25 protein-coding genes and 2 pseudogenes are annotated in these 25,672 nt (G+C 43.6%); 9 read left to right on the top strand and 18 right to left on the bottom strand.

Annotated elements, in window-relative coordinates; all coding sequences use genetic code 11:
* Positions 1 to 52: 52 nt before the first annotated feature.
* Positions 53 to 268, bottom strand: coding sequence for a hypothetical protein (locus tag ACFFRD_RS19015; protein ID WP_147262442.1), 216 nt, complete (start codon positions 266 to 268; stop codon positions 53 to 55).
* Between the two features lie 23 nt (positions 269 to 291).
* Here ACFFRD_RS19015 and ACFFRD_RS19010 point away from each other — a divergent pair, with 23 nt between their 5' ends.
* Entirely contained in the window at positions 292 to 486 is a 195-nt protein-coding gene (locus tag ACFFRD_RS19010; RefSeq protein ID WP_147262441.1) for a hypothetical protein, read from the top strand.
* Between the two features lie 144 nt (positions 487 to 630).
* Here the strand turns inward: ACFFRD_RS19010 and ACFFRD_RS19005 are convergent, their stop codons facing one another.
* The 3 genes from ACFFRD_RS19005 to ACFFRD_RS18995 form a co-directional block, all read right to left on the bottom strand.
* Positions 631 to 867, bottom strand: a complete 237-nt coding sequence (locus tag ACFFRD_RS19005) for a TauD/TfdA family dioxygenase (RefSeq protein ID WP_245246081.1) — start codon at positions 865 to 867, stop codon at positions 631 to 633.
* Positions 868 to 1,112: 245 nt separating this feature from the next.
* Positions 1,113 to 2,387: a sensor histidine kinase gene (locus tag ACFFRD_RS19000; RefSeq protein ID WP_392482726.1), complete on the bottom strand. Its 1,275-nt coding sequence runs from the start codon at positions 2,385 to 2,387 to the stop codon at positions 1,113 to 1,115.
* 213 nt (positions 2,388 to 2,600) lie between these two features.
* Positions 2,601 to 3,275, bottom strand: coding sequence for a response regulator transcription factor (locus ACFFRD_RS18995; RefSeq protein WP_392482725.1), 675 nt, complete (start codon positions 3,273 to 3,275; stop codon positions 2,601 to 2,603).
* A 100-nt stretch (positions 3,276 to 3,375) separates the two neighbouring features.
* Between ACFFRD_RS18995 and ACFFRD_RS18990 the strand changes: the two genes are divergently transcribed.
* From ACFFRD_RS18990 to ACFFRD_RS18980, 3 genes are all read left to right on the top strand, one after another.
* The gene (locus ACFFRD_RS18990; RefSeq protein ID WP_392482724.1) at positions 3,376 to 3,762 is read left to right on the top strand and encodes a hypothetical protein; all 387 of its coding nucleotides are present in this window, start codon (positions 3,376 to 3,378) and stop codon (positions 3,760 to 3,762) included.
* 849 nt (positions 3,763 to 4,611) lie between these two features.
* Positions 4,612 to 5,961 carry an efflux RND transporter periplasmic adaptor subunit gene (locus ACFFRD_RS18985; RefSeq protein WP_392482723.1) on the top strand — a complete coding sequence of 450 codons (1,350 nt, stop codon included), beginning with the start codon at positions 4,612 to 4,614 and terminating at the stop codon, positions 5,959 to 5,961.
* A gap of 138 nt (positions 5,962 to 6,099) precedes the next feature.
* Positions 6,100 to 9,270, top strand: a complete 3,171-nt coding sequence (locus ACFFRD_RS18980) for an efflux RND transporter permease subunit (RefSeq protein ID WP_392482722.1) — start codon at positions 6,100 to 6,102, stop codon at positions 9,268 to 9,270.
* Positions 9,271 to 9,297: 27 nt separating this feature from the next.
* On the opposite strand, the gene ACFFRD_RS18975 is transcribed toward ACFFRD_RS18980, so the two are convergent.
* Positions 9,298 to 9,420 (bottom strand): hypothetical protein, encoded by a 123-nt coding sequence (locus tag ACFFRD_RS18975; RefSeq protein ID WP_258551411.1) that lies wholly within the window; start codon positions 9,418 to 9,420, stop codon positions 9,298 to 9,300.
* A 105-nt stretch (positions 9,421 to 9,525) separates the two neighbouring features.
* Here ACFFRD_RS18975 and ACFFRD_RS18970 point away from each other — a divergent pair, with 105 nt between their 5' ends.
* Both ACFFRD_RS18970 and ACFFRD_RS18965 read left to right on the top strand, forming a co-directional pair.
* The gene (locus tag ACFFRD_RS18970) at positions 9,526 to 9,849 is read left to right on the top strand and encodes a hypothetical protein (protein ID WP_392482721.1); all 324 of its coding nucleotides are present in this window, start codon (positions 9,526 to 9,528) and stop codon (positions 9,847 to 9,849) included.
* Positions 9,850 to 10,229: 380 nt separating this feature from the next.
* The gene (locus ACFFRD_RS18965) at positions 10,230 to 10,679 is read left to right on the top strand and encodes an Hsp20/alpha crystallin family protein (RefSeq protein ID WP_392482720.1); all 450 of its coding nucleotides are present in this window, start codon (positions 10,230 to 10,232) and stop codon (positions 10,677 to 10,679) included.
* A gap of 340 nt (positions 10,680 to 11,019) precedes the next feature.
* Here the strand turns inward: ACFFRD_RS18965 and ACFFRD_RS18960 are convergent, their stop codons facing one another.
* From ACFFRD_RS18960 to ACFFRD_RS18950, 3 genes and pseudogenes are all read right to left on the bottom strand, one after another.
* Positions 11,020 to 11,202: a hypothetical protein gene (locus tag ACFFRD_RS18960; protein ID WP_392483272.1), complete on the bottom strand. Its 183-nt coding sequence runs from the start codon at positions 11,200 to 11,202 to the stop codon at positions 11,020 to 11,022.
* A gap of 1 nt (position 11,203) precedes the next feature.
* Positions 11,204 to 11,437: pseudogene (locus ACFFRD_RS18955) on the bottom strand (DUF3011 domain-containing protein); the annotation flags it as partial.
* Between the two features lie 95 nt (positions 11,438 to 11,532).
* Positions 11,533 to 11,658, bottom strand: coding sequence for a hypothetical protein (locus ACFFRD_RS18950; RefSeq protein WP_392482719.1), 126 nt, complete (start codon positions 11,656 to 11,658; stop codon positions 11,533 to 11,535).
* A 365-nt stretch (positions 11,659 to 12,023) separates the two neighbouring features.
* Here ACFFRD_RS18950 and ACFFRD_RS18945 point away from each other — a divergent pair, with 365 nt between their 5' ends.
* Positions 12,024 to 12,284: a hypothetical protein gene (locus ACFFRD_RS18945; RefSeq protein ID WP_392482718.1), complete on the top strand. Its 261-nt coding sequence runs from the start codon at positions 12,024 to 12,026 to the stop codon at positions 12,282 to 12,284.
* A gap of 498 nt (positions 12,285 to 12,782) precedes the next feature.
* Here the strand turns inward: ACFFRD_RS18945 and ACFFRD_RS18940 are convergent, their stop codons facing one another.
* The 5 genes from ACFFRD_RS18940 to ACFFRD_RS18920 all read right to left on the bottom strand — a co-directional run bounded on the left by ACFFRD_RS18940 (position 12,783) and on the right by ACFFRD_RS18920 (position 17,222).
* Positions 12,783 to 14,189, bottom strand: a complete 1,407-nt coding sequence (locus ACFFRD_RS18940; protein ID WP_392482716.1) for an ATP-binding protein — start codon at positions 14,187 to 14,189, stop codon at positions 12,783 to 12,785.
* 31 nt (positions 14,190 to 14,220) lie between these two features.
* The gene (locus tag ACFFRD_RS18935; protein WP_392482715.1) at positions 14,221 to 15,885 is read right to left on the bottom strand and encodes an FAD-dependent oxidoreductase; all 1,665 of its coding nucleotides are present in this window, start codon (positions 15,883 to 15,885) and stop codon (positions 14,221 to 14,223) included.
* Positions 15,886 to 15,970: 85 nt separating this feature from the next.
* Positions 15,971 to 16,180, bottom strand: a complete 210-nt coding sequence (locus tag ACFFRD_RS18930; protein ID WP_194143480.1) for a hypothetical protein — start codon at positions 16,178 to 16,180, stop codon at positions 15,971 to 15,973.
* Between the two features lie 328 nt (positions 16,181 to 16,508).
* The gene (locus ACFFRD_RS18925; protein ID WP_163928745.1) at positions 16,509 to 16,928 is read right to left on the bottom strand and encodes a response regulator; all 420 of its coding nucleotides are present in this window, start codon (positions 16,926 to 16,928) and stop codon (positions 16,509 to 16,511) included.
* A gap of 114 nt (positions 16,929 to 17,042) precedes the next feature.
* Complete coding sequence (locus ACFFRD_RS18920) at positions 17,043 to 17,222, bottom strand: hypothetical protein (protein WP_392482713.1); 180 nt, start codon at positions 17,220 to 17,222, stop codon at positions 17,043 to 17,045.
* 264 nt (positions 17,223 to 17,486) lie between these two features.
* Here ACFFRD_RS18920 and ACFFRD_RS18915 point away from each other — a divergent pair, with 264 nt between their 5' ends.
* A complete protein-coding gene (locus ACFFRD_RS18915) occupies positions 17,487 to 18,005 on the top strand; it encodes a phycocyanin subunit beta (RefSeq protein ID WP_163928744.1) in 519 nt (172 codons plus the stop codon).
* A gap of 144 nt (positions 18,006 to 18,149) precedes the next feature.
* Positions 18,150 to 18,635 (top strand): phycocyanin subunit alpha, encoded by a 486-nt coding sequence (locus ACFFRD_RS18910; protein ID WP_392482712.1) that lies wholly within the window; start codon positions 18,150 to 18,152, stop codon positions 18,633 to 18,635.
* A 174-nt stretch (positions 18,636 to 18,809) separates the two neighbouring features.
* Here the strand turns inward: ACFFRD_RS18910 and ACFFRD_RS18905 are convergent.
* The 5 genes and pseudogenes from ACFFRD_RS18905 to ACFFRD_RS18885 form a co-directional block, all read right to left on the bottom strand.
* Positions 18,810 to 20,066: pseudogene (locus tag ACFFRD_RS18905) on the bottom strand (pyruvate:ferredoxin (flavodoxin) oxidoreductase); the annotation flags it as partial.
* Positions 20,067 to 20,393: 327 nt separating this feature from the next.
* Positions 20,394 to 20,636 carry a hypothetical protein gene (locus tag ACFFRD_RS18900; RefSeq protein ID WP_392482711.1) on the bottom strand — a complete coding sequence of 81 codons (243 nt, stop codon included), beginning with the start codon at positions 20,634 to 20,636 and terminating at the stop codon, positions 20,394 to 20,396.
* A gap of 137 nt (positions 20,637 to 20,773) precedes the next feature.
* Positions 20,774 to 21,151 carry a response regulator gene (locus ACFFRD_RS18895; RefSeq protein ID WP_163928743.1) on the bottom strand — a complete coding sequence of 126 codons (378 nt, stop codon included), beginning with the start codon at positions 21,149 to 21,151 and terminating at the stop codon, positions 20,774 to 20,776.
* Between the two features lie 49 nt (positions 21,152 to 21,200).
* Positions 21,201 to 23,801 (bottom strand): ATP-binding protein, encoded by a 2,601-nt coding sequence (locus tag ACFFRD_RS18890; RefSeq protein ID WP_392482710.1) that lies wholly within the window; start codon positions 23,799 to 23,801, stop codon positions 21,201 to 21,203.
* Positions 23,801 to 25,654, bottom strand: coding sequence for a response regulator (locus ACFFRD_RS18885; protein WP_392482709.1), 1,854 nt, complete (start codon positions 25,652 to 25,654; stop codon positions 23,801 to 23,803). The genes ACFFRD_RS18890 and ACFFRD_RS18885 overlap by 1 nt, the downstream gene beginning before the upstream one ends.
* Between the last annotated feature and the right edge of the window lie 18 nt (positions 25,655 to 25,672).

Below are 25,672 nucleotides of genomic sequence, written 5' to 3'. Positions count from 1 at the left end.
TTAACTGGAGTGCTGGTTTTAGCTTCAAGGCTAGTTTCGTTTGTCTTGACAGCTAATCATACGTAAATAACTGAACATTGTTACAATCTCTACATTTACGTGCCCGTAGCTTTTCGCCTTCCCCCCACCCAGCCCCATCAGCACGGAAATACACCCACTGACTTACTGATTCTCCAACGGTACGACCCCAAACAAAATTTTGTGAGCCACAGATAGGACATGGCGTTTCTTGTGGGCTAAGGTTTTTGTGATTCGGTTGGTTGTTCATGAACTTATCCCGATAAATTCTGAGTGCAATCTTCAGCAGCTATTGGACCAGAGTGCGATCGCTATCGCTTGAGATTGAATTACCGATTTTTCCAACTGAGTGATAATTCTATTTCCAGCAATCATCACTGTAAAAGACTTTCTGTTGTCCGTTGGGTAAAATCTCGCGCACCATCCGTTTCTAACACGCCATCTGTCAACAATGCTGTAAGTGATTAATTGTGGGATTCAAGGGATTCTACTTGGTAGAATTTGGACTTGATAGCATAAACTAATCACCCCGCAAGGGGACACAATAACGGAACTAATTGAGGGCTAGAATTCTTTTGTTGACCCCGCCAAACCCCGCAGTTGTCTTCAACTTCAGCTATTGGCCATAACAGCAACACGGAGAGCAATTCGCTTATATTTGTTTGGATTGTAGGGCATACCCGTATGCATAACTTGGGAGTTATCCCAAAACACAATATCTCCAGGTTGCCAAATATGGGCATAAACTGGCGTACAGTCCAGAATCTCGCGAAACAATTCCTGCCAATAGTGTTTAGCAGCTTCTGGTTTGTTTTCTAGCCCTTTGAGAATCGAAGTGTCAGAACCCAAATATAAACAACAGTGCCCAGTTACTTTGTGAGTTGAGACAATTGGATGTAATTTCCGAGGAATCTATACTGCCTCGCTGCTTTAGTGCAGCATCATAAGCGTTCCAATTCTTAACTTTATACTGGGCTTTCGTCTTCATCTTTGGGCTAAGTGGCGAACCAACATAGGCGATATGTAAAATTTACCATTTTGCCTATTCACACAACAACGCCGTCGAAAGCGAAAAACATTTTGAATTATTTTTGTCAAAGTTTCAGGGGAAGGCTAATTTGAAATGTGGAGCCTTGACCTAGCATACTATTTACAGTAATTTGCCCTCCGTATCGTTGCACAATTTGTTGAGCGATCGCCAGTCCAAGTCCAAAGCCACCTGTTTGCCGAGATCGGACAGTATCTACACGATAAAAACGATCAAATATGTATGGCAAATCAGTGGACGGAATGCCAATCCCGTTATCTTTGACCTGAATGATTGCGTAGTGAGACTGGGGAAAAAGATGTAATTCTACCTTACCGTCTGCTGGTGTGTACTTGAAGGCATTAGTCAGAAGATTAATTACAGCTTGTTTGAGCAAATTAGCATCGGCTTTTAACATGATGGGATGCTTTGGAAGGTGAGCATTAAAATTGAGACTTTGAGCAGGAGCAAGGGCTGCGAAATCCTGGGCAAGCGATCGCAATATCTCACACAAATCAACGGGTTTTAATCCGGTTTCCGCAAGGGAGCCATTATGACGCGACAGGAAAAGCAGATCGTTGATCAGCGTACTCATGGACTTAGCAGTTTGGGCGATATTTTGCAACCGCAATCTTTGCTCCACGGGGTCTTCCGGGGGCATCAAGGCAACTTGGGCATTGCTCAATACTGTAGCAACGGGTGCGCGTAATTCATGAGAAGCATCGGCTGTAAATTGCTGCAATTGCTTATAAGCACGCAGGCTTGGTCGCATTGCCAATCCACCTAAAAACCAACCTGTAATGCCTATTACACCAAAGGTAACAGGAACCCCGAAAGTTAAAAACAAGCGGGCTTGGTTTAGTCCAACGCGTAGAGAGTTCATTGGAACTGCCGTTTGGAAATAGCCAATCAGCACCTTACCTTCCAAAACAGGGAGTGTAACTTGGCGAAACCAGGTTTTTGTAGTAGGTAACTCTGAGCTTATTGGTGCTTCTATCGTTTGAAATCCAGGTTCTGCCGTCAACTGTTTGCCACCCGATGAACCGACAAACTGCAAAAGTTGTTTATTAGAGTTATACCACCGCGCATACATTAGCCCGCCATTCAAGGATGCATCACTTTCTACAGGAGTTTGGCCGCGCTGATTTTGCCATTGACTTTGATAAAGCGAGTATTGGGTTTTGGCAGCAAAGGTTTTACTTTGTGAAAAGAGTTCATCGTCAAAAACCCGCAACTGTTCTTCTATACTCAGACAATAGCCTACCCCTGCAAAAGCGAACAAAATTCCACCCATTGACAGGGCAAACCAGTGAGCGAGATTACGACGGCTATGATCAAACATTTGTCATTGGTCATTTGTCATTTGTCATTTGTCATTTGTCATTGGTCATTTGTCATTTGTCATTGGTCATTTGTCATTGGTCATTTGTCATTGGTCATTGGTCATTTGTCATTAGTTTTTCCTTCTCTGCTCCTCTGCTCCCCTGCCCCCTTGCTCCCCTGCTCCCCTGCCCCCCCTGCTCCCCTGCCCCTCTGCCCCCTGCCCCCTAACGGCTTAGAAAGGCGGATTTATTCGATAGCCCATCCGATGCACTGTTTCTATCCAATCTTTCACACCAATGGTTTGTAGACGCTGGCGCAAGCGGCGAACTAAGGTAGTAACTGCGTTACTTTCTGGTTCCTCTCCGCAGCTCCAAAGGGCTTGCTCAATTTGATTATGAGATAAGACTTGGCGGGGATGACGCATTAAATACTCCATCAATTGAAACTCCCGGCTAGAAAGTTGAGTTGTCAACAAACCAAGTTCGAGCGTCAAACTGGATAAATGAAGTTGCAAATCGCCCAAGCTAAGTATATCTCCTTGCCACATAGGCGATCGCCTTCTTAATGCCCGGACTCGTGCCAATAACTCTAGGATATCCACAGGCTTTACTAAGTAATCATCGGCTCCAGCATCTAAACCCATTACCTTATCTAAAACCGTGTCTTTTGCCGTCAGCATCAATACAGGAGTCAGCTTACCTGCGCGTCGATATACTTGACACAATTCTACGCCACTCACTTTAGGCAACATCCAATCTAGAATCAGCAAGTCATAGTCTTTGCGAAAGGCAAACCATTGTGCTGTTTCCCCATCTGCGATCGCATCGACTGTATGTCCCACCTTCAATAAGGCTGCCCGCAGTGGCTCTAACTGCGATGGGTCATCTTCGACTAGTAAGATCAACATCCCATTTACTCAGGTTGCCATAATTTTCGCTTTCTAATTTTAAGATTAAGCTAAAAGGATGACGCAAAACTAACGGTAAATACTCAACCCTATATCTTCCATGCAGCAACTCCAATTTTTTCAAGTGTTGCGATCGTTAGGCTTTGTATTTTGGTTGTCCTTGCCGTTGATTGGGTTAGTTTTTTGGCTGGGAAGCGGCTTTGTTGGAGATCGGATTTTAAGTCACTCCAATCTCACCAAAAAATATCTGCTAGCAGATACCCAATCGGCACGACAGATTATGAAAAGGATAGTAGCAATCAAGGTGGAAATTTTCCCCGAAGAAGGAATTTCACGGGTGAACGTTAAAACCAGTAATTCAGTTCTCACAATGATAGTATTTGAATTTCCCATCACAGATATAAGTAAACTTGAAACTGCTCTTAGTCAGGAGTTAGGCTTACCACGCGATCGCGTTAAAGAATTAATAGTTGAGTCGATGCATTAAGGCAAGAGACGCGATGAATCACGTCTTTGTGATTGAGGATTTTTTAGCCCTGGCGACTGGAAGTCGCGGCTATACAGACAAAACCCACCTCCGTGGGTTAAAAACCCTTGATTTTTGGCGTTGCTGAGTGGAAATATGAACTTGTATCACGCAGAGGCGCAAAGACGCAGAGAGTAAGAGTTGAGAAGAGTTGATTTTTGCATTTCATATTCAAATTCAATAAACGACTACCCGAATTCAATAAACGACCACCCGAATTCAATAAACGACCACCCGAATTCAATAAACGACTACCCGAATTCAATAAACGACTACCCGAATTCAATAAACGACCACCCGAATTCAATAAACAACTACCCGAATTCAATAAACGACTACCCGAATTCAATAAACGACTACCCGAATTCAATAAACGACTACCCGAATTCAATAAACGACTACCCGAATTCAATCTATTTATTGCATAAATTCTCAAAACCTCACCTGAAACCTGATTTACTAAGGTTTTAGCTTTAGTTTTACCCCACCTTAACCATCACTGCAATTTCGCGCAGCGTCTCGTAGAGAGGAACGAGCGTCAAGATTGCTGACTCCTGTTAGCGCAACGGGGCGAAGCCCATTCAGAATAGCTGAATTCTTCTTCAATTTTGATTTATGCAAGAGGTCTAATGACCAATGACTATCCTTGACATTTCTTTGTCATATTTGTGCAATAAACTACAAAAAAGTAACGTAATTTTACTTTTATCTAAATAATTGACTGTTGATAGCGAACATTGAACTATTCATTGTTTACCTTCAACGGTTAATAGTTAGTCCTTAACCCTCAGTAGCCCACCGTTAATCGCTATGGATACCTCTGAAACTGAAGTTTCAACGGTTGAAACCCAATCAGATAGTTCTGTGCCTTCTGAGTTAGCACCTACTCGTTCGGGTAAACCTTGGTTCTGGAGATTGCTGATTTCATTTTTGGCAACCGGTGGCATTATCCTCTGGCGGATGTTCGCTCCTGGTGGCACACCACGCTCTTCTGTGGCACAGCAGCAAGGGCCACCTCCAAAACCAATTGAAACAATCTCCCTCGCAACTGGAAGTGCTACCAGAAGTGTCCAGTTGTTGGGACAAGTAGAAGCAACTCAGCAGTCAACAATCCGTGCTCAAACTGGTGGAATTGTCAAGCAAATTTCAGTGCAACCAGGCGATCGCGTGAAAGTAGGAATGGCGATCGCTTTACTGGATGATACTGATCAGCAATTGGCAATTAGCCAAGCACGAGCGCAACTGGCACAACAACGGAGCAATCTGGCACGTTTGGAAGTTGGTACTCGAAAAGAAATTATTGCTCAACGGCAAGCGGCTGTCACATCTGCGAAGGCGAGAGAACTGGAAGCACAGGATAACCTGAAACGCACCAGCGATCTTGTGAAAGAGGGTGCTTTATCTCAAAGATTGTTAGTGGAAGCCCAAGCACAATTGAATAACATCCAAGGAGAACGGTTAGAAGCCGAGGCAGAACTTGCCGAAGCTAAAGCTGGGCCAATTCAAGAAGAAATCGCTGCTCAACGGGCAAATGTAGAAGCAGCTAAAGCCACCTTAGCTCAAGCAGAATTAGCAAAACAGCGCACGCGGATTCTGGCATCGGAATCGGGAATAGTGCAGACTCGCCACATCAGTAATGGTGATTTAGTCCAAAGTTCTGGTCAAATTGTCACCTTAGTAGCAGGCGATCGCTTCGATATTTTCCTAGAGTTACCTGAAGAACTCAGTGGTAAAGTTACCCCAGGGATGACAATCGATCTCACAACTCGCGCCCTACCGCAATGGAAACAACGCGCCACTATTACTGCTGTCGTCCCTTCTGCTGATACTGCCTCTCGTCGCCAGATGGTGCGTGTCCAAATTAACAAACCCCCGTCAGGATTAATACCAGGAATGGCGATCGCAGGTAACTTGAATATGCCCTCGAATCGCTCCAGTTTTGTGGTATCACGAGATGCATTAACTAGAAGACAAAACGAGTGGCTAGTTTTTGCAGTTGCAGATGGCAAAGCTAAACAAATTCCAGTCGAGATGGTTTCTGACATGGGTAAAAATGTCGCAATTTATCATCCCACTTTACGCACTGGTCAACGCATTGTGCTACGTGGCGGTGATGGATTGCAAGATGGTGCGCCTGTAAAGATAGTTGATCCAACTTAAAACATAGGTTGTACTACGCTTCCATAAACTTCTTGCAGAAGTTGGTTAAAGAGGAAGAATCGTCTCTTTCTCCTTTAACCTTTCCTTCAAAATACTGGAAACCCAGTTTAAAAATAATTTTCTGAATTACAAATTAATATGAATTTTATTGAAACCGCCGTTCGTTGGCGACATGGAACTTTTGTTTTGTTTTGCTTGGTAGGAATGTTCGGGGTCTTCTCATTACTAAAGTTACCACTAGAATTGCAGCCAGGAGGTGATCGCCCTGAAATTACGATCACAACTACCTATCCCGGCGCAGGGCCAACAGAAGTAGAAGACCTGATTACCCGCCCCATCGAAGAACAGATGCAAGAGGTGCTAGGTGTCCAAGAAATTAGTAGTACTTCTCGTGCTGGACGCAGCAGCATTACCTTAGAATTTGCTCAGGATGCCAACGCCAGAGAACGGATGATAGATGTTCTCAACCGCTTACAGCAGGTGGAAAGCTTGCCTCCAGAAGCGCAGGAATCGAATGTAGAACTAGTGGGTGGTAACAGTTCACCGATGATGTGGATTCCCTTTGATACCAAAGAAGGATTTAAACCAGATGCAGACCGTTATCGAGACTTAGCAGACGAAGTGGTAATTCCCCGTTTGCGGCGAGTCGAAGGAACTGGGCAGTTTTTATTAGTGGGTGGACAAGAACGAGAAGTTGAGGTGAAGGTTGATCCGAAAGCATTAAGCGATCGCAATCTCGCAATTGGCGATGTAGTGCGAGTCCTTCAAGAAAACAACCGTGATATTCGGGGTGGCCCATTAATTCTCGGACGACGGGAATATCGAGTCCGCACAATCAGCCGATCGCAAGATTTATCACAAATTGAAGGTTTTGTGTTGCGACGCGACCAATCGGGTACAGTTTACTTGCGGGATGTAGCAAAAGTACAGATGGGACGCAAACCCCAAGATAGTGCGTTGGTGTTCAACGGCAAACCTGGGGTAGCAATTGGTGTAATTCGGCAAATTGGGGCGAATGTGCCAGAGGTGGCTAAAGGCATCCGAGCGGAAATTGCGGCACTGCAAACTGAATTTGATCGGCAAAACCAAGGTATTCGCTTTGTTTACAACTACGATGAAAGCCAGTACATCAATCAATCAGTAAGTTTCGTTGGAGAGAACTTGATCAGTGGAGCATTACTAGCAACTATCGTCTTACTTCTATTCCTTGGCTCAATGCGAACTGTTGCTGTAGTTGCCATTACTATTCCTATTGGCACAATTGCTGTATTCATTGTTATGTCTGCATTTGGACGAACATTGAACATCATCAGTTTGGCAGGACTAGCGTTTTCTGTGGGCATGGTGGTGGATAACTCAATTGTTGTAATTGAGAATGTCTTTACCCACATGCAGCAGGGCAAAAACGCACTTCGGGCAGCAATCGATGGTACTCAGGAAGTCTGGGGCGCAATGCTCGGTTCTACTTTGAGTAACATAGTCGTGTTTGTCCCGTTGTTAATGGTGACGGGTGAAGCAGGACAACTCTACACCGATATGGCGATCGCTCTTTCTGCCTCCTCTCTATTCTCGCTGTTTGCGGCATTAACTTTAGTACCCATGCTATCGGGCTTGTTCCTCAAACAATCAGAAGCCATGCAAATGATGCAGGGTGGAGAATATCGGGGCGGTAATTGGTTTGAACGGATGGTAGCCAAAACCTCTGTGGTATTTCGTCATTTTCAAGGCAAACTGGAAAACTTTCTCGCCGCTACCGTTAGTTGGTCACTGGGACGTAGGCATATTCGTCGTAGATTAATTGTGCTGTCGATTCCAATTGTTTTATTGGTAGCTAGTATTTTTCTCTTACCACCTGCCGATTATCTACCCGAAGGAAATCGTAACTTAGTTGTTTTGCGGGCGGAACCTTTGCCGGGAACTAGTATCCCCGAAGCAATTCGGCAATCTGAATCTGTGCAAAAATTTCTGCGATCGCAACCAGAAGTTGAGCGCATTATGTATGTTGACCGTCCAGGGGCGCTGCGCGGGATTGCAACTATCTTAAAATCAGAATTTGCCACCACTACGGGACTCGCTGATATGGTGGATCGGTTACGCGCCCAAAGTAGTAACTTTCCTGGATACCGCTTTGTGATCCCGACACGGATTTCTATATTCCGCGATCCGGGTAAAGAATTTGAAGTGGATATTGTTGGGGCTGATTTAAACCAAATTGGTGACTTAGAAAAGCAAATTACCGGCAAATTGCGATCGCTTTCTGGAGTGCAGAATGTGCGCTCAAACTTTGTATTGGGTGCAGGAGAATTGCAAGTGATTCCCAACCGCGAACGCATCGCTGAAGTAGGACTTTCGGAAGCGGAAATTGGTTTAATGGTAGAAGCAGCATTGGGTGGTCGAGTTGCTTCCGATTACATTGATGGCAAAGAAGAACTAGATGTCTCGGTGGAACTGCAAAATACTGCTGTGGAAACGCCAGAACAACTGCGCCAATTGCCTCTATATGCACAAGGACGACAAGTGCAACTGGGGGATATCGCCGAAATCCGTGAAACAACGGGAGCCGATGCCATTAACCACGTTGATTTAGAGCGCTCAATTAGCCTCACAGTTTCCCTTGCACCTGATGCCCCCCTTGCTACGCTGGTAGAACGTACCGAAGAAGAAATTCTGGCTCCTCTGCGTGCCAGTTTACCCACAGGCTATCGGCTAGAACTGTCAGGTTCAGCAGATCAGTTAGCAACAACTGTTGGCCAATTAGCTGCTGCATTTGCATTTTCGATTTTGATTACTTACTTATTACTAATAGCGTTGTATCGCTCATTCCTTTACCCAGTGGTGATTATGGCAACAGTGCCGATGGGTATGAGTGGCGCACTATTGAGCCTAGTGATTGCCAACATGATTCCAGGAATGAATGTGGCATTGGATATGATTACAGCCTTGGGATTTGTGATCCTTACAGGCGTGGTTGTTAACAACGCCATTTTGCTAGTTGATCGCGCCTTGCAACTCCAGCAAGCAGGCGAAGATTTTGATGCATCCTTATATAATGCGACAAGCGATCGCTTACGTGCCATTTTCATGTCTGCTGGAACTAGTGTGTTGGGGATGTTGCCGCTAGCAGTTCTACCAGGTCAAGGTTCAGAGTTATATCAAGGGTTAGGCATTGTTTTAACAGGTGGTCTGGCTTTTTCTACTATTTTGACTCCCACTGTTGTACCCGCACTTATGGGTTTACTATACGATCTTTCTGGACGGAAATCACCGCGATCACCAACTGTAAAAAAGCCGGAGAAACTAGCTACCTAGATAGCGCTGCTGCTAAATCATCAGGACTTACGCAACTGGCACAATGCGATCGCCAATTACTAGTACATAAGTATTATTTAAATCTGATTCCGAAAGCCTTGTATTCGTAATAGAAGCTGGTGTATTGGAAGCAAAGCATGAAATATTCATGAGAAAATAGGTAGAGGTTGTATGAGATAAATGTTGCTTACGGGAATGAGATTTACTAAGCTTAATTACTGCCAATACTTATTAAGTAGTCAAATTAATTATACGATGACCAATTTGGCAGAGCATTTGGAGACTATTAGCCATGATGCAATTAACTACTATTTAAAGAGAGAAAAGTTAACACCTCGATTACTCTGGGATAACGTGAAAGAGGTAGTTGAGCCTGATACCAATGGTTACATAATATTTGATGATAGCGTTTTAGATAAAAGGTATTCTGAAGAAATAGAAATAGTCAGGAGACAATTTCACTCTGGGGTCTTTTATTTGTGTGAAATATTCCTGAAACTTAGTGGTAATGTCTTTGCTATCTATGCTGGGTGCAAAAGATGCTTTGGTTTTGCAATTCTAGTTCTCAAATCCGGTTGACATTACTCGAACCTTGCACCTAGATGGATTAAATCTTACCCTAGCTCGGATAGTGTCACTTTGTTTCCAACCTGATTACTAGATCAGGCAAGTCCGCTTGTCAATAGGGTTTGAGACGCGCTGACCCTGCAAGAAAGTAAAGCTTAGTGTTAAAGCAAATCCCCTTTAACAGCTATTATTCGGTTTACCGAACCGAGAAATGCGAGTAAACCGTAATATCTTTTTTACCGCCTAATCGGGTGCGGGAATCATCCATTGTTTGGTGAGAATAACCGAATTTACAAACTTGTTATTTCTCAATATTATGGAAATCAAAGCAAGGATTTAAATCCAAAGTTGGTTGAGCCAAAAACTACTACTGATACAAGGGATAAATTAATATGTTATTTCGTTACAACTCTGCACAAGATTTCAACACTTTAGAAAGTTACATCAACGGCCTATTGGGAGACACTAGAGTCCCATCTACACAGTTTGAAAAAGGCTCTGTCAAAGTTCCGGCTGCTGAACTGCAAGAAACTGATGATGCAATTTATCTGAAGCTAGAACTTCCAGGGCTGGAAGCTAAAGACCTAGATATTCAAGTTACAGAAGATACTGTTCACATTAGCGGTGAACGCAAGTCTGAAACCAAAACCCAAAACAATAGCACTACCAAGAGCGAATTCTACTATGGTAAATTCCAACGTGTAATTCCTCTATCTGCTCGGGTTCAAAATACTAATGTCACCGCAAATTATAAAAACGGTATTTTGAATTTGACACTGCCCAAGTCCGAGAAAGAAAAGAACAAAGTTGTCAAGGTTAATCTAGAGCAAACTACTGCTTAATTGATGTTGAGGAAACTACTTTACCTCCAATAATTGATTGAGATAGCTAAAAGCCCAGTTAAAAGATGACTGGGCTTTTTTATGGAGAAAAAGTCGGGATTTGATTTTTGTTCGCGCATCGTAGCGTAGCCATCTTTACTTGCGTGGGAAGGCAATAGGCAATAAGAAAGAAGGCTTTTTGAGTTGTACAGAGTTTTTTCACGCAATCAAATATAAGTCCTATATTAGGACTTACGCACGGGTAACGGAAAACGTAGACACGTTCGCGTAGCGTCTCGTAGAGAAGTGGCTTGCCGCAGGCTACCACAGAGGGCGCAGAGGTCACGGAGGAATAAGAGTTTTAGAGGGTTTTTGCGTAAGTCCCACTATATGTTGATGAAATAGCCCGTTGACTATCTGTTATATCTGCCGTCTCTGTCATATCTGTCGTTTCTGTTATATCTATCGTCTCTGTCATATCTGTCGTTTCTGTCATATCTGCCGTTTCTACGACCGCCAACTGAAAACTCAGCTCGACAACCATTTTTCACCCAAATACGATTTCTTCCATAGCCCCAATTTCCTCTACAACTGGCGTTAGACAATTGCCTGATAAGCCTCACTCTACCTCTTGCATTTATCGAACAAGTATTCCTTCGATTATTCTGGCTTGAACAAGTTATTATTTCCTGAGCTGAAGCTGGAGCAGCAACACTCAAAAGTGTACCTGTAGTAAGACTGGCAACCAGAAAGGTGATAGCAATTATGGGAAGGCGCATAATCATATAAAACCTTAGATTTCTTTCAGATTTCAGAGAGAAAAACTATATTTTATTGTAGCGAACTGCATTAATAGCCAATGAATGAAATCAGATTAAATGTAAAGAATATTTACACAATTAATCTTATTAAATTTAACAGGCTCAACACCAGCACAACTTAGGGCAAGCGCAGTTTCCGCACCGCCAATTCCAGGATAGATAATAATTACTTTTTTCATAAGTTACCTGTTTATCAACAGACTTTCCCTTATACTTTTTTGTTTCGTTTTTTGGGAAAACTCCTTAGTTAACAGTAAACCTATAACCATAACAAATTCAGATGCACTACCAGCAAGTGTACCTACTGTATCTGATGGCAAAGCATTACCAAAAAAGGAAAGCAATGTTCCTAAAAATAACCAAGGCCATTTCAGTCGGAACCAAATACCAATGCCAATTAGTAGGACAAATATATTAACTACAATCGTGATAATTGGCGCGACACTTTTATTTGAGTAGCTTAAATTGTTCAGCCTCAGAATTCGCTCTCTTTATTCGTGGCCATTGGTCGATCGAAAATCAACTTCATTGGGGAGGCAGCGCTGTGGGCGGGTTTCCCGACTTGAGGCGACTGCCGTTCAAGGATGTAACTTTGAATGAAGATAACTGTATTCATACTGGCGGTTTTTCACCAGCTAATTGGGCGATGGTCAGACAGTTTTTAGTTTCCCTCGCTCGTCAGTTACATTGTCGGACTCTTCCCGAAGCGTTAAGGCTGATGGCTAACCAACTTCAAATGATTTTTGATGCCCTATTTGACCACTCCGAATCCTCTTTCAGAATACCTATGAGTCCAATCGTCTAGTCAGAAAAGTTTTTCTCTCCCGACAATTAATCCACCCTGCCTTCCCGACGCAGGAAGGGGGAAAATTCAAAGTCTCTCTCCTTTTAGGAGCTACGGTGTACACACAAGTCGTGAAATTCCACCTGACACTTGGTTTCGTCATCTAGCAATAGGATTGTGCGATGGCGTACCCGCCCGCCGGAGGCGATCGCTCTTGAAGCCTGTCCGGAGCGTTCGCGCAGCGTCTCGTAGAGAGGAGGAACGACGTTCGCAAGAGCGTGTCGCAGACAAGCAATCGACTTTAACTACAGGATTATGTGATTACTTCGCTCCGTTATCACTGCGCTCGTAATGACAATTTAAGGGGTCTATAACGCCTGAAACCCTTTCAGATAGTACTTGTGTGTACACCGTAGCTAAGTTGGAGAGAGAAATAGAAGTGAGGTTTTCCAGATGCCGTGAAAAGTCAGACAGGCTCCCACTGATTGTCTTTAATTTTTAATCTTTAATTTTTAATTTTTAATTCCCTAAAGGGGCTGACTTGGGCAAGCAAATAGTGAAACAAGTTCTACCTGGCTGTGATTCAAATGAGAGCGTACCGTGATGACGATTTTCTACAATCCGGCGAACAGTTTCCAAGCCGAGTCCTGAACCACGCCCCACTGATTTGGTGGTGAAGAAAGGTTCAAAAATGCGGGTTTTAATTTCAGGTGGAATTCCACTACCAGAATCGATGATGTCAATATGGGCAAAGCGATCGCAATGGTGTGTTGTAATTTCCAGCAGTCCCTTACCATCCATTGCGTCAATAGCGTTGTCAATCAAATTCGTCCACACCTGATTTAGTTCACTCCCATAAGCAAGAATTTTGGGAAGATGTTGCTCGTAATTACGTTGTACTTGGATGCCGCACTTGAGTTTATGAACAAACAGTCGCAATGTATCTTCTAAACCTTGATGCACATCGACTTCTTGCTGAACGCCTTGATCGAGGTAAGAGTATGACTTCATCGCTTGCACAAGTTCGGAAATTCTCTCGGCTCCTCGTAAACCATGTTTAATCATTGACATGACTTCAAATGAGAGCGATAGCCAGTGCAATCCCATTTCTCGCAATTCAGTCTCGTCGTTGCGCCAACGTTCCATCATCTTATCTAGGGTTTCGACCTCAACACCACCTTCTGCTAAAGGTTCGGCTAATTTCCATGCCTGCTTCACACCATAATCTTCTAACCATTCCAGCAAGACATTTTCGCGATCGCTTAATGTCACTGGATCTAGGCGATTATTCAAAATTGCATCATAGCCCTGATCCCGGATTCTCAACCAGTCTTGAGTATGGGCTTCTTCAACATTGCGTTGCCCATAAACTAAGTTCATTCGTTGTAGTTCCAGGATGGCGGCCGGCATTTCTCCTAAAGTCCGAACGAGGGCTGAGGCTGGGTTGTTGAGTTCATGAGCTAGACCGGCGGCAAGTGTCCCTAAAGCTGCCATCTTTTCCCGTCCCCGAATGAAAGACTCTAATCCCCGCATCCGACGTTCCATAATGCGGAAAACCATCCGCTCGAAATTACGACATTCATGGAGCAGTTTACGGAAATCTTCTCCATTGAGTTGATAGAGGTGGCAATTTGTCAATGCCCGCATTGTGACAGGTGCAGGTTCATCTGTAAGTACTGGAATTTCACCAAAAAAGGATGGGGCTTCGTGTTGCCCGATGGGAATTTCAACTCCTTCACTGCGGCGGGTGATGTTGATTTTACCTTTGACTAAGATAAATAAGCGACATGCAGGGTCTCCCTCATGGGACAACACTTCTCCACCAGAAAGTTCAACTGTTTGAGCGCGATCGCAAACCCACTCCAATTGCTCTTGAGAAAGCTGTTGAAACGGGTCTAAGTTGATCAATTCTTCAATACACAACATGAATCAACCTCCTTAGTTTTTCCTGTTCCAGCTAAACATTGCTCAGGTAGCGGTGAACGAATTGAATAGCGATCGAACCTTCACCCACACCGGATGCCACCCGCTTAATTGACCCAGATCGCACATCTCCGGCTGCAAAGATGCCAGGAACGTTGGATTCTAGCAAGAAAGGTGAGCGTTCTAAAGGCCAACCTGGAGGAGATTTGCCATTTTGCGTTAAGTCGGGGCCTGTGACTATAAATCCTTGAGTATCGCGTCGAATAATACCATCGAGCCAATCAGTTTTGGGGATAGCACCGATGAAGATAAAAAGCGATCGCGCTGGCATGGTTTCAGTTTGTCCTGTCTTGGCATGGGCAATCACAATTTCTTCTAGATGTTCATCTCCCTTGACTTCCACAACGCTGCAACCTGTGCAAACTTGGATATTTGCAGTCGCCGCAATTTGGTCAATCAAGTATTGGGACATACTCAATGAAAGCGACTCGCCCCGCACCAGCATAATCACTTTGCTGGCATATTTAGAAAAGTGCATTGCTGCTTGTCCAGCAGAATTTGCCCCACCGATGAGGTAAACCTCTTCATTGCTACAGGCGATCGCCTCAGTCATGGCAGCACCGTAATAAATTCCGGCTCCTGTCAGCTTTTCGGCTCCTGGGACATTTAGCCAACGGTAGGAAACTCCGGTTGCAACTAAAAGTGCATGGCAACTAATCTCACTACCATCCGCCAATTGCAGAACCCGATAAGGATCTTGCAGCTTAACTCCAGTTACTACTTGAGGAGTGAGGATTTCTACCCCAAATCGCCGCGCCTGAGTGACTCCCCGCCTGGCCAAATCGCTGCCGCTCAGGCCAACAGGAAATCCTAAATAGTTTTCAATGCGCGAACTTGTGCCTGCTTGACCGCCTGGTGCTTCACGCTCAATTAACACCGTACTCAATCCTTCAGAAGCGCCATAGACTGCGGCTGCCAGTCCAGCAGGGCCAGCACCGACGATCGCCAAGTCATAAAATGGTCGCTCTGCCTGGGTTTGCAGCCCAATTTTAGCGGCAATCTCTAAATTAGATGGTTGGATTAATCTGGAACCATCGGGAAACAGCACCAAGGGTAATTGCTGTCTACCATCAGCTTCTGCGTATTCTAATAATTTGGCTGCATCCGGCTCCAGTTCAATATCCAACCACTTGTAGGGAATCTGGTTACGCGCCAGGAAATCTTTTACCTGATGGGAAAAAGGCGACCAGCGATTACCAATGACTCGAATCCCTTCAAAGGGTGGGCGGAATCCCGCTAGCCAGTCATCTAGTAAATCATCCAAAACCGGATATAGCCGTTCTTCTGGTGGATTCCAAGGCTTGAGTAAGTAGTAATCAAGTCTGGCACTATTAATTGATTTAATTGCTGCATCCGTATCTGCATAGGCCGTCAGCAAAGCACGTTTTGCATCAGGAAAGATAACTTTTGCCTGTTCAAGGAACTCCACACCTCCCATTTGGGGCATTCTTTGATCCACCAAGAATAAAGCAACTGCTTCATTCCGTAATTTGAGTTGCTGCACCGCATCCAGAGCGGTAATACCGGAATCTGCCCGAACAATACGGAAGCGATCGCCATACTGATGCCGCAAGTCTCGTGACACCGCTTGCAACACTTCTGGATCGTCATCGACGGTTAAAATTGCAGGTTTCGCCATAACTACTGTTACTTAACAATTACAGTACTTAGCTGTACAATTACAGTACTTAGCTGTTATCTTCAAAAATTTGTCGTTAAAGTATCTACTGTTTAACCAGTTGCTTTAAACGAAAGTATGCCTCTTCTGGTGTCAGCGCTTCTGATTGACTTTCATTAGGTATATAAAATACCCAAGTATCTGGAAAGTAATGCACCACAAAACTGGGAATCAGACCCAAACTTACTGCTTGCTTTCCAAGCTTCTCAGCTTGTTCCTCTAAACCGAGTTGGTCATGAAATGGGTGTTCAGCCATACTTTTCATCTCCCTGCACTTTCTTTGACCCTGAAAGAACGTTCAATACCCAGATTGCAAGAATCACTTTTAAGGTAATTTACTATATTTCAGACTGAGTTTGAGAATATTTAGGTCTACTACCACAATATTTTCAAATATGGTTTTGTAGAGAATCATAAAGCTATTTTGGTCATTTAGGGTAACACGCGGTTTCACAGCCCATACAGTATGGAGAATATTACTGGTCTATCGCATTAATTTTGAGGGATAACAGAATGAACCGCTTACTCCTGCAAAGAAGCAAGCTACACGCAGCTTTAGATAGGGGTGGAAAAGCGACACTTTTTTAATTTATTAGTGAAGTAAAATCCCAACCCAGCAGTGTAGCAATCTGAGCAGGCAGGGTAACTGGATCAAAAGGTTTAAGAATTATACCTGCAACTTGATACTGTCGCAGAATTTGCGAATTCAGCCATCGTACTTTAGCACTAAGCAAAACTACAGGAATAGCTTGAGTTTCTGGATTATTTCTAATTTTATTTATAAGTTCAAAACTAGCAGTGTCACGGATTGAGATATCTAATACAATCGCATCGGGACTATCACGTACTGCACTCAGTAATCCTTCTAATGGAGAATCTGCTGTCACCACATTCCAACCAGCTAAATCTTGGAGGCAAAGTTTTACTATCTCACGCACATTCAATTCATCATCAATTAGCAATATCGTTTTGCTAATTGTATTTACCTCCTTTACTATATTCATTTCATTTAATTAGACTTTACTATCATTCAAAATATTTTTATCTGTAACTAAGAAAGATAAATCCAAAACATAAAAAACTAATGAAGATATAGAATTTGTTACAAAATCTCAAAATTAATTGTCCCAACCCAGAATTTCTATAACTTCTTTGTAAATAGAGTTGGGTTTAAAAGGTTTGGTAATCACCCCAGAAATTCCGATTTGAGGGAAACGGGTGCGATCGCGAGAGTCAGCCAGAAAATGATGGCGAATGTAACATTTTTGAAATAATTCGAGTGTAAAGAATAGTATCAATGAAACAAAAATTGCAGCTAAGGGTAAGAGATGAACTGCTGAGTTCTCTGTCCGAAACGCAGTTTCCCAGTTGGATTTGTCTCCTTTTTCTGCACCCTCGCAGACATGAGTGCAATTACCTTAAACTCTCATTGATGCGAAAGGTATCAATGATTTTTCATAAAAATGTTTCTCACTGCATTGTACAAACAGATTACAAAGACTGAACCTCTCAGTTTTGAGACATAACTTTACTCAATTGAACAAATTTAGGAGACTGGATTAATGTTAGATGCCTTTACCAAGGTTGTTTCCCAGGCCGATACTCGTGGTCAGTTAGTCAGTAACGAGCAAATTGATGCTTTGTTGGCTGTGGTTAAAGATGGTGCGAAGCGCACCGATGTTGTGAACCGGATTACAAGTAACTCTTCAGCGATCGTCACCAATGCAGCTCGTGCATTGTTTGCAGAGCAGCCCCAGTTGATTGCTCCTGGTGGAAATGCTTACACTAACCGTCGGGTTTCTGCCTGTATGCGCGATATGGACATCATTTTGCGCTATGTCACCTATGCGATGTTCCTGGGAGATTCCAGCGTTCTGGACGATCGCTGTTTGAATGGTCTGCGTGAAACTTATTTGGCTTTGGGTGTTCCTGGGCCTTCCACGGGAATCAGCATCATCAAGATGAAAGAAGCTGCCATTGCGATCGCCAACGATCGCAACAATATCCAACCAGGTGACTGTAGCTCTTTAATGGCTGAATTATCCAGCTACTTTGATCGGGCAGCAGCAGCAGTAAGCTAAAAGTCTGTAGACTCACACGCATTTTTTCAGACAAAATTCTCAAATGCTTGTCACCTTTTCAAAGAGACGTTCCAACTAATTCTCTTTGGCACTAAAGCTTTGTCCAGATAAAACTTTTTGAAACATTAGGGAAATATCATTAAAATGAAAACACAATTGACTGAAGCGGTTGGATCTGCTGATTCTCAAGGTCGTTACTTAGGCAACGTCGAACTTCAAATTGCATTTGGTCGCCTGCGCTTGGCTACCGCAGACCTGGAAGCAGCAAAGCAGCTGGGTTTGAAAGCTCAACAGTTGGCTGAAGGTGCTGCGAATGCAGTCTACCAAAAGTTCCCCTATACCACCACTATGCAAGGCAACAACTATGCCTCTGATGCTCGCGGCAAAGCCAAGTGCTTACGCGACATCGGCTATTATGTGCGGATAATTCAATACTGCCTGATTGCAGGCGGTACGGGCCCTGCTGATGATTATATGTTGGCAGGTCTGGCTGAAATGCACAGCAGCTTTGAATTGGTTCCCAGTTGGTATGCTGAAGCGCTCAAGTATATCAAGGCTAATCATGGTTTAACAGGCGATCCTGGACTTGAGATCAACTCCTACATAGACTACATCATCAACGCGCTCTAGTAGTCTGCTAAGGAAACTTTGTTTGGTTATCAGCAGAGGGGTAGAGGAAAAAAGACTTGGTATTCGCCTCTTTTCTGCTCCTCTGCTTCCCTGCTCAAGAGTCTTCCTCCACCTGGCAATTTTGAGTTGGTAAATTACTAAACACAGGATCTCGTCAATATTTTAGATGCGTTTGCCTTGCGTTACTCTCTTTTTTCGTTGAGTAGCAGCAAGGTTTTCAAAGATAGCTTTAATCATGGCTGGCGTGAATTCTTTGGAAGATAAACCGTAGCGACCACCAATAATTTTAGGCAAAGGTGCAGAGGAGCGCAGAGGTAAGGGAGAATCTAACTCTAATTTTACCTCTGCTCCTCTGCTTTTCTGCTCTTCTACTCCCCATGACTCACGGATAGCAGCGACTACATCCAAATACAATGGTTCACCAGATGCGCCTGGTTCTTTGATGCAATCTAAAACTGCGATGCTACGGGTAGTTTCTGGCAAAGCAGCGACAAAGCGTTTGGCATCATAAGGGCGATATAGTTTAACTTTCAAAACGCCCACTTTCTGATCAAGGGTGTTAAGGTAATTTACTATTTCATGTACAGCTTCGCAACCGGAACCCATCAGCACAATAACTCGTTCGGCTTCTGGGTCGCCGTGGTATTCAAATAGTTGGTACTGTCGCCCTGTCATCGCAGCAAATTCATCCATGACTTTCTGGGTTATGTCTGGACAAGCTAAATAGTAAGGATTGACAGTTTTCCTGGCTTGGAAGTAAACATCAGGGTTTTGTGTTCTACAGCGCAAAACAGTTTTATTGCAGGTGAGGGCGCGTGACCGATGGGCGAATATCAATTCATTGGGAGTGAATTCTCGCAGGTCATCATCTGTTAAAGTCTCTACTTGGTTAATTTCATGGGATGTACGAAAGCCATCAAAAAAATGCAGAAAGGGTATTCGTGATTCTAAAGTTGCCCGTGTTGCGATTAGAGCAAAGTCTTGTGCTTCTTGCACTGATGCGGCACACAACATGGCAAAACCAGTATCACGTGCTGTCATAACATCGCTGTGGTCGCCAAAAATAGATAGAGCTTGGGCGGCTAGCGATCGCGCTGCTATATGAAAAACTGTAGGTGTGAATTCTCTGGCAATTTTGTACATATTGGGGAGCATCAACAATAACGCCTGCGATGCTGTAAAGGTGGTTGTCAGTGAACCAGTTTGCAAAGCATCATGTACATTACCAGCAACACCTGCTGCACTCTCCATCTGTACCACCGAGGGAACAGTACCCCAAATATTGCGTTTACCTTCATTAGCCCAAGCATCCACCCACTCAGCCATTGGTGAAGAAGAAGTAATCGAGTAAGCAATGACTTCATTCAGTCGATAGACGACTTGGGCAACAGCCTCATTGCCGTCTATAGTTGCAAAACTTCTGTTGTTCATCTTCTTACACCTGTGAGATTCTCTAAGCGCTAGTCACAATTAAATTGAGACTTTCAAAAAATAATCTCTAAATCTAAAGATTTGGTGAGGATTATAGTTTTTTACAAAAAAAATAATTAGGTAGAGCGCGTTCGTTAATCTATTCGTGAAGTTAAGATGCAAACCCAGCAGTGTAGCAACCTGATAAAAGAGGCTAACTAGATCAAAGGGTTTGAAGTTAAAAATGTGATATTGAAGCGATACCTTTATGGGTTTTAACAGTTTTTACTGCCAGATATAGTTTTTGAGAAATATCATTCATTTTCAGAATGCATATTTGCCTCTGATTTAAATAATTGTCTGCAATTTGTCGCCACTGTTGGGGAGGAATGCCAATGCATCGACCTGCGATGTTAATGCATGGACTTGCAATGTTAATGCATCGACCTGCAATGCGAATGTATGGACTTGCAATGTTAATGCATCGACCTGCAATGCGAATGTATGGACTTGCAATGTTAATGCATGGATTTGCAATGCTAATGCATGGACTTGCAATGCTAATGCATCGACCTGCAAAGATTCGTTCACCCTATGTTACACAGCAACTCTCAAAGATTTGTATGTAAACGACACGGTAGTATTTTTAAGAGGGTTGGAGAGATCAAAAGCTGACGGATAATATTTAGAAAAATAAATTACAAAAATAAAAAATTAAAACTTCAAAATTAATCGTCCCATCCAAGAATCTCAGTAACTTCTTCGCAAATAGAGGTGGGTTCAAAAGGTTTAGTAATCACCCCAGCAATTCCAATCTGAGCGAAACGGACGCGATCGCTTGCTTGAACTTTCGCAGTTAAAAAAATCACTGGTATTGCTTGAGTTGCGGAATTTGCCTGAAGTTTTTCATATACTGCAAAGCCGTCCATGTCAGGCATAGACACATCAAGCAGAATCACATCAATAGGTTCTGTCTGGGCGATTTTTAGTCCTTCTTGCCCTGATGCAGCTGTCAGCGTGTCCCATCCTCCCAAGTCTTCTAAACAAGCTTGTACTAATTCGCGAATTCGTTCTTCATCATCCACAATTAAAAATCTTTTTGTCATTGGTCATTGGTCATTTGTCATTTGTCGGTCATTGGTCATTTGTCATTGGTCATTCTCCCCCTGCTTCCCCTGCCCCTCTGCTCCTCTGCTCCCCTGCATAATTTCCTGGCAATGGCAGAGTGAAGAAAAACGTGCTGCCGACACTAAGAGTACTTTCAGCCCAGATTTGCCCATCATGCTGATCAATAATACTACGACAGATTGCCAATCCTAAGCCTGTGCCGCCTTTGGTGCGAGAATCAGAAGCATCTACTTGCTGAAATCGTCCAAAGATTGTTTCTAACTTTTCTGCTGGGATGCCTCGTCCTTGATCGGTTATCTGGAACAGGACGCGATCTGTTTGCTGTTGGACACTCAGAGTAATAGTAGAATCGGCAGGTGAGAATTTAATCGCATTACCTAAGAGATTGGTGAGTGTTTGAACAATGGCATCAGCTGCCGCCCAAACTTGAGCATTGGTAGGGTGAATCTTAAAGGTAATATTTTGCTGATTGGCGATCGCTTGCACTCCTGCAACTGCTTGTTGAATTAAATCAGCCGCATTGCAGGTTGTTTTTTCTAACAAAGTTCGATCCGACTCTAAGCGTTCCAAATCGAGAATATCGTTGACAAGACGCACTAAGCGATCGCTATCGATGGCTGCAATCTCAATCATCCGCTTAAACTTGTCTGGTTTTTTGTCGTAGATTCCACTTTGTAGTAAACCCAGTGCTGCGCGAATTGCAGTTAAGGGAGTGCGGAGTTCGTGACTAACGATGCCAATAAACTCACTCTTGATCAGATCAATTTGCTGTATTTCACTGATGTCTTCGGCAATCCCAGCAATCCGAACTAACTCTCCTAGTTCATTTTTGATCGGAAATGCGCGATCGCGAATCCAACGGATTGAACCATCAGGACGGATAATTCGATATTTTTTATCGTATTGCCCTGTTCTCATCTGTTCAACGATTTCAAATTCGACGCTCTGGCGATCTTCTGGGTGAATTGCATCGAACCAATCTGAATAATTTTGGTAAAGACTTTCACAACTGCTTTGCCAGATGGTTTGGTATGCACTGCTCACATAGAGAACTTGCTGATTTTGAATATCGGTCATCCAAAATACTGCTTGGATGTTTTCTGCCAACTGACGAAACTTTTCTTCGCTTTGGCGTAAAGCTTCTTCAGTTTGTTTGCGAATAGTGATATCTTGGTGAACCGCAACTAGAACATCGCCGTAGTCGGGATGATTGAATATAGAAGTCGTCGCACTACACCAAAATGGTGTGCCATCTTTTTTAAGATTATGGACTTCATAAGTGGCTTCACTATTTTGTAAGACGGCAGATACAATGGCTTGATTTATATTTTCATCAGTTAACGATTCACTGGCATAGTTCACAATCGAAACGTCCTGACCGTTGAGTTCACCAGAGTCATAGCCAAACATCTGCTCAAATTTCGGATTGGCATAGACAATGATTCCATTATCGATTCTGACTAAGCAAATCCCTTCCCCCATATTTCGGGTGATTACAGCTTGAAGCTCTAGCTTATGCGCCTGTTCTAAAAGTATGAGTTGGGTTTGTTGCTGATCTCGCACTGTTTCTTGCAGACGATCATTTGTATCTGTTAGTTGTGCAGTGCGCTCTAGCACCCGTTGCTCAAGTTCGGTATTCAGTTGTTGCAGGGCAACTTGTGCCTGTTTACGCTCCATCAGTTCTGTTTGTAACTGTTCAAATAAAGCTGCTTGCTGGATAGCAATGCTTACCTGCGCTCCTAACTGCCGCAACAGGACAATTTCTGAAGATTGCCACTCACGAGGAGCTGCACAGTTATGAGCTGCTAGTAATCCCCACAATTCATCTCCTAATGAAACAGGAACAACCAGATTTGCCCTTACCTGGAGACTTGCCAAAAATTCAACGTGACAGGGACTAATTCCGGCAGTATAAATATCAGCTTTCGCGGTAACTAAGCCTTGTTTAAAGGGTTCGACGTTCTCTTCGCCAATGCAAGGGTCGTAAATTTGGAGTGGTAAAATCGCCATCCATTCCGGTACAACAGACTCAACCACGACTGTTCCACCCCAACCTGGATAAAATTGGAAGATAATGACGCGATCGCACTTAAGAAACTGCCGCACTTCATCGACGGTGGTTTGCAAGATATCTTGTAACTTGAGCGATCGCCGGATGCGCTGGCTCATCTCCATCACTAAGCGTTGTTGCTCAAATTGCTGTTGCAGCTTTTCTTGTGCCAGCTTGCGATCGTCAAGAGTCATCCGCAATTGCTCGGCATTTTCCTGAGACAATTGTTGGTTGAGTTGTTGAATCTTCTTTGTGCTGTACTTAAGATTGCCTGTTATCAGGTTAATTATCAAGGCAACCACTAGGAAAAGACTTAGGCGCAATATATCTTCTGGTTGATTAATCCCCAGTTGATATCGTGGAAGGATAAAAAAATAATCAATCACCAGTGTCGAAAGCACAACTGTAACGATTCCTGGTCGAAAGCCACCATACCAAGTACTGGCGATGATAGCTATATAAAAAAAAGCACCAATAGTTGGAGATATAAACGGTTCTAGCCAGAGCGATAGCATTAGGGCGATCGCAGTTGAGCCAATAGCGACACCATAGACTAATAATCGCTGATAATTTCTCATTATTCTTTATTTCTCCCTACCTGAGAGCGCCAGCGCCTTCTTTGAATGCGGCTCAGTACCCTTGTTACAAGTTCAGGCCCTAGCACTGGCTTGCGAATAAAATCATCGGCTCCAGCTGCAAAGGCTTGCTGAAGGGATTCTGCTTCAGTATGGGCTGTTACTACCAAAACAGGTAAATCTCCCCAATGGGCATCCTGTCGCACGACTTGGCACAACTCTAATCCATTAACTATTGGCATTTCTAAATCTAGTACTACCAAATCTGGAGATGTTGCCATCAAAACCTTCCAAAATTGCTGTGATTGGGAGAGGGTTGTTACTTCCACCCCCCAAGGGGTTAGCAACGCCGATAGTCCAGCCAGGATTACAGGGTCATCGTCTACGATTAAGACTTTAGCTTCAGAAATTTTCGGTTGAGGTAGGACACGAGCGATCGCCTGAAAAATCTCCTCGGTTGTCGCAGGCTTATGCAAAAATTGTCTAGCTCTTAAACGCGATACTGCCAATCGATCTGCCAGGGTATCTCGTCCTGTAAAAACAATCACTGGGATATTTGGCGATCGCTGTGCAATCTCGCTCAATAATATTAATCCGTCTTCCTCTGTTCCCGGAAAACTCAAATCGAGTAAAACTGCGTCAGGAGTTTTTAAAGCTAGACGCGATCGGGCCTCGGCTAAGTTGGGTGCAACCTTCATCCTGATCCCCCATGAGTCGGCTTCTGCTTGCAACTGCTTTGTCAACGTCGCATCATCATCGATTACTAACAGCCGATAAGTTTGCTTCATTGGGACGCTTTGAGCGGTGGAAATGACAGCAGGCTTAGTTAATTCTTGCTGTAATGTTGTTACCAATTTCGAAAAATCAGAGATTTTATCTGCTAAGAGGGGGAAATCTGCAAGCAGCAAATGCTCTATTTTCCGTGCTAGCCGGGAGCCTTCTGGATAACCGAACGTTCCCATCGAACCTGCTAGCTTATGCGCTTCGTGCAATGCTTGCTGATATAACTCTTTATTTAGATTCCCTGCGAAGAGTGCAATTTTGGCCTGCTCCAGTACTAAAACCTGTGCGCCAAAGGAATTACGAAATCGCTCCAGCACTCGATTCACAGAAGTTATATCTTTGGTACCGGGTTTTTTCTTCCCACCTTGATTTGTTTCCCCAAAAGCGATAGAAGGATTAGGTACAGGCTTGATGCGATAGCCCATGCCATATACTGTTTCTAAAAATTCCTCTGTTAGACCTCCTGTTTTCAGTTTTTTTCGCAAGTCTTTAATATGAGTCGTAACTGCATTTTCAGTGGGTGCATCATCAAATCCCCAAAGCCGATCTAGAATCACTGCACGACTAAAGATGCGATCTGGGTTTTGCAAAAATAACTCCAGCAGTTTGTATTCTGTTGCCGTAAGCAAAATTTCCTGCTCATTACAAGTCACTCTGCCGGCACTTGGATCTAAACAGAGATTTCCCCAGGTTAACGTAGATGAATCACTTACTCCACTTCGCCGCAACAAAGACCGAATTCTTGCTAGTAATGCTTCCTGGTCAAAGGGCTTGATGACATAATCATCTGCTCCCGCATCTAAACCCGCGACAATATCTGCATTAGAATTTTTGCCTGTTAATAACAGAATAGATTTACGGTAGCCTTGCCTTCGCAGTTGCCGACACAAGTTAATCCCATCCAGCTTAGGAATTAACCAGTCCAGCAAAATCAAGTCATATTCAACCGATATTGCTAGGTCTAGCCCAGTTTGTCCATTGCTTGCTACGTCGATAGTATAACGATTTGCACTCAACAACTCTGCCAATGCTGCACTAAGTAATATATCATCCTCTACCAACAAAATTTTCATAAGTTGCATCCAAAGAAG

Origin of the sequence: Nostoc sp. C110 (assembly GCF_043099725.1) — a bacterium.
Classification (GTDB): Bacteria; Cyanobacteriota; Cyanobacteriia; order Cyanobacteriales; family Nostocaceae; genus Nostoc; species Nostoc muscorum_A.
The sequence above is the reverse complement of the archived record's forward strand: the minus strand, read 5'-3'. Positions and strand labels throughout refer to the sequence as shown.

Coding starts and splice junctions, on each gene's coding strand:
- ACFFRD_RS19015 (WP_147262442.1), bottom strand. CDS start 268: ATGAACAACCAACCGAATCACAAAAACCTTAGCCCACAAGAAACGCCA.
- ACFFRD_RS19000 (WP_392482726.1), bottom strand. CDS start 2,387: ATGTTTGATCATAGCCGTCGTAATCTCGCTCACTGGTTTGCCCTGTCA.
- ACFFRD_RS18995 (WP_392482725.1), bottom strand. CDS start 3,275: ATGTTGATCTTACTAGTCGAAGATGACCCATCGCAGTTAGAGCCACTG.
- ACFFRD_RS18990 (WP_392482724.1), top strand. CDS start 3,376: ATGCAGCAACTCCAATTTTTTCAAGTGTTGCGATCGTTAGGCTTTGTA.
- ACFFRD_RS18985 (WP_392482723.1), top strand. CDS start 4,612: ATGGATACCTCTGAAACTGAAGTTTCAACGGTTGAAACCCAATCAGAT.
- ACFFRD_RS18980 (WP_392482722.1), top strand. CDS start 6,100: ATGAATTTTATTGAAACCGCCGTTCGTTGGCGACATGGAACTTTTGTT.
- ACFFRD_RS18975 (WP_258551411.1), bottom strand. CDS start 9,420: ATGAATATTTCATGCTTTGCTTCCAATACACCAGCTTCTATTACGAAT.
- ACFFRD_RS18970 (WP_392482721.1), top strand. CDS start 9,526: ATGACCAATTTGGCAGAGCATTTGGAGACTATTAGCCATGATGCAATT.
- ACFFRD_RS18965 (WP_392482720.1), top strand. CDS start 10,230: ATGTTATTTCGTTACAACTCTGCACAAGATTTCAACACTTTAGAAAGT.
- ACFFRD_RS18960 (WP_392483272.1), bottom strand. CDS start 11,202: ATGGTTGTCGAGCTGAGTTTTCAGTTGGCGGTCGTAGAAACGGCAGAT.
- ACFFRD_RS18950 (WP_392482719.1), bottom strand. CDS start 11,658: ATGAAAAAAGTAATTATTATCTATCCTGGAATTGGCGGTGCGGAAACT.
- ACFFRD_RS18940 (WP_392482716.1), bottom strand. CDS start 14,189: ATGTTGTGTATTGAAGAATTGATCAACTTAGACCCGTTTCAACAGCTT.
- ACFFRD_RS18935 (WP_392482715.1), bottom strand. CDS start 15,885: ATGGCGAAACCTGCAATTTTAACCGTCGATGACGATCCAGAAGTGTTG.
- ACFFRD_RS18930 (WP_194143480.1), bottom strand. CDS start 16,180: ATGGCTGAACACCCATTTCATGACCAACTCGGTTTAGAGGAACAAGCT.
- ACFFRD_RS18925 (WP_163928745.1), bottom strand. CDS start 16,928: ATGAATATAGTAAAGGAGGTAAATACAATTAGCAAAACGATATTGCTA.
- ACFFRD_RS18915 (WP_163928744.1), top strand. CDS start 17,487: ATGTTAGATGCCTTTACCAAGGTTGTTTCCCAGGCCGATACTCGTGGT.
- ACFFRD_RS18910 (WP_392482712.1), top strand. CDS start 18,150: ATGAAAACACAATTGACTGAAGCGGTTGGATCTGCTGATTCTCAAGGT.
- ACFFRD_RS18895 (WP_163928743.1), bottom strand. CDS start 21,151: ATGACAAAAAGATTTTTAATTGTGGATGATGAAGAACGAATTCGCGAA.
- ACFFRD_RS18890 (WP_392482710.1), bottom strand. CDS start 23,801: ATGAGAAATTATCAGCGATTATTAGTCTATGGTGTCGCTATTGGCTCA.
- ACFFRD_RS18885 (WP_392482709.1), bottom strand. CDS start 25,654: ATGAAAATTTTGTTGGTAGAGGATGATATATTACTTAGTGCAGCATTG.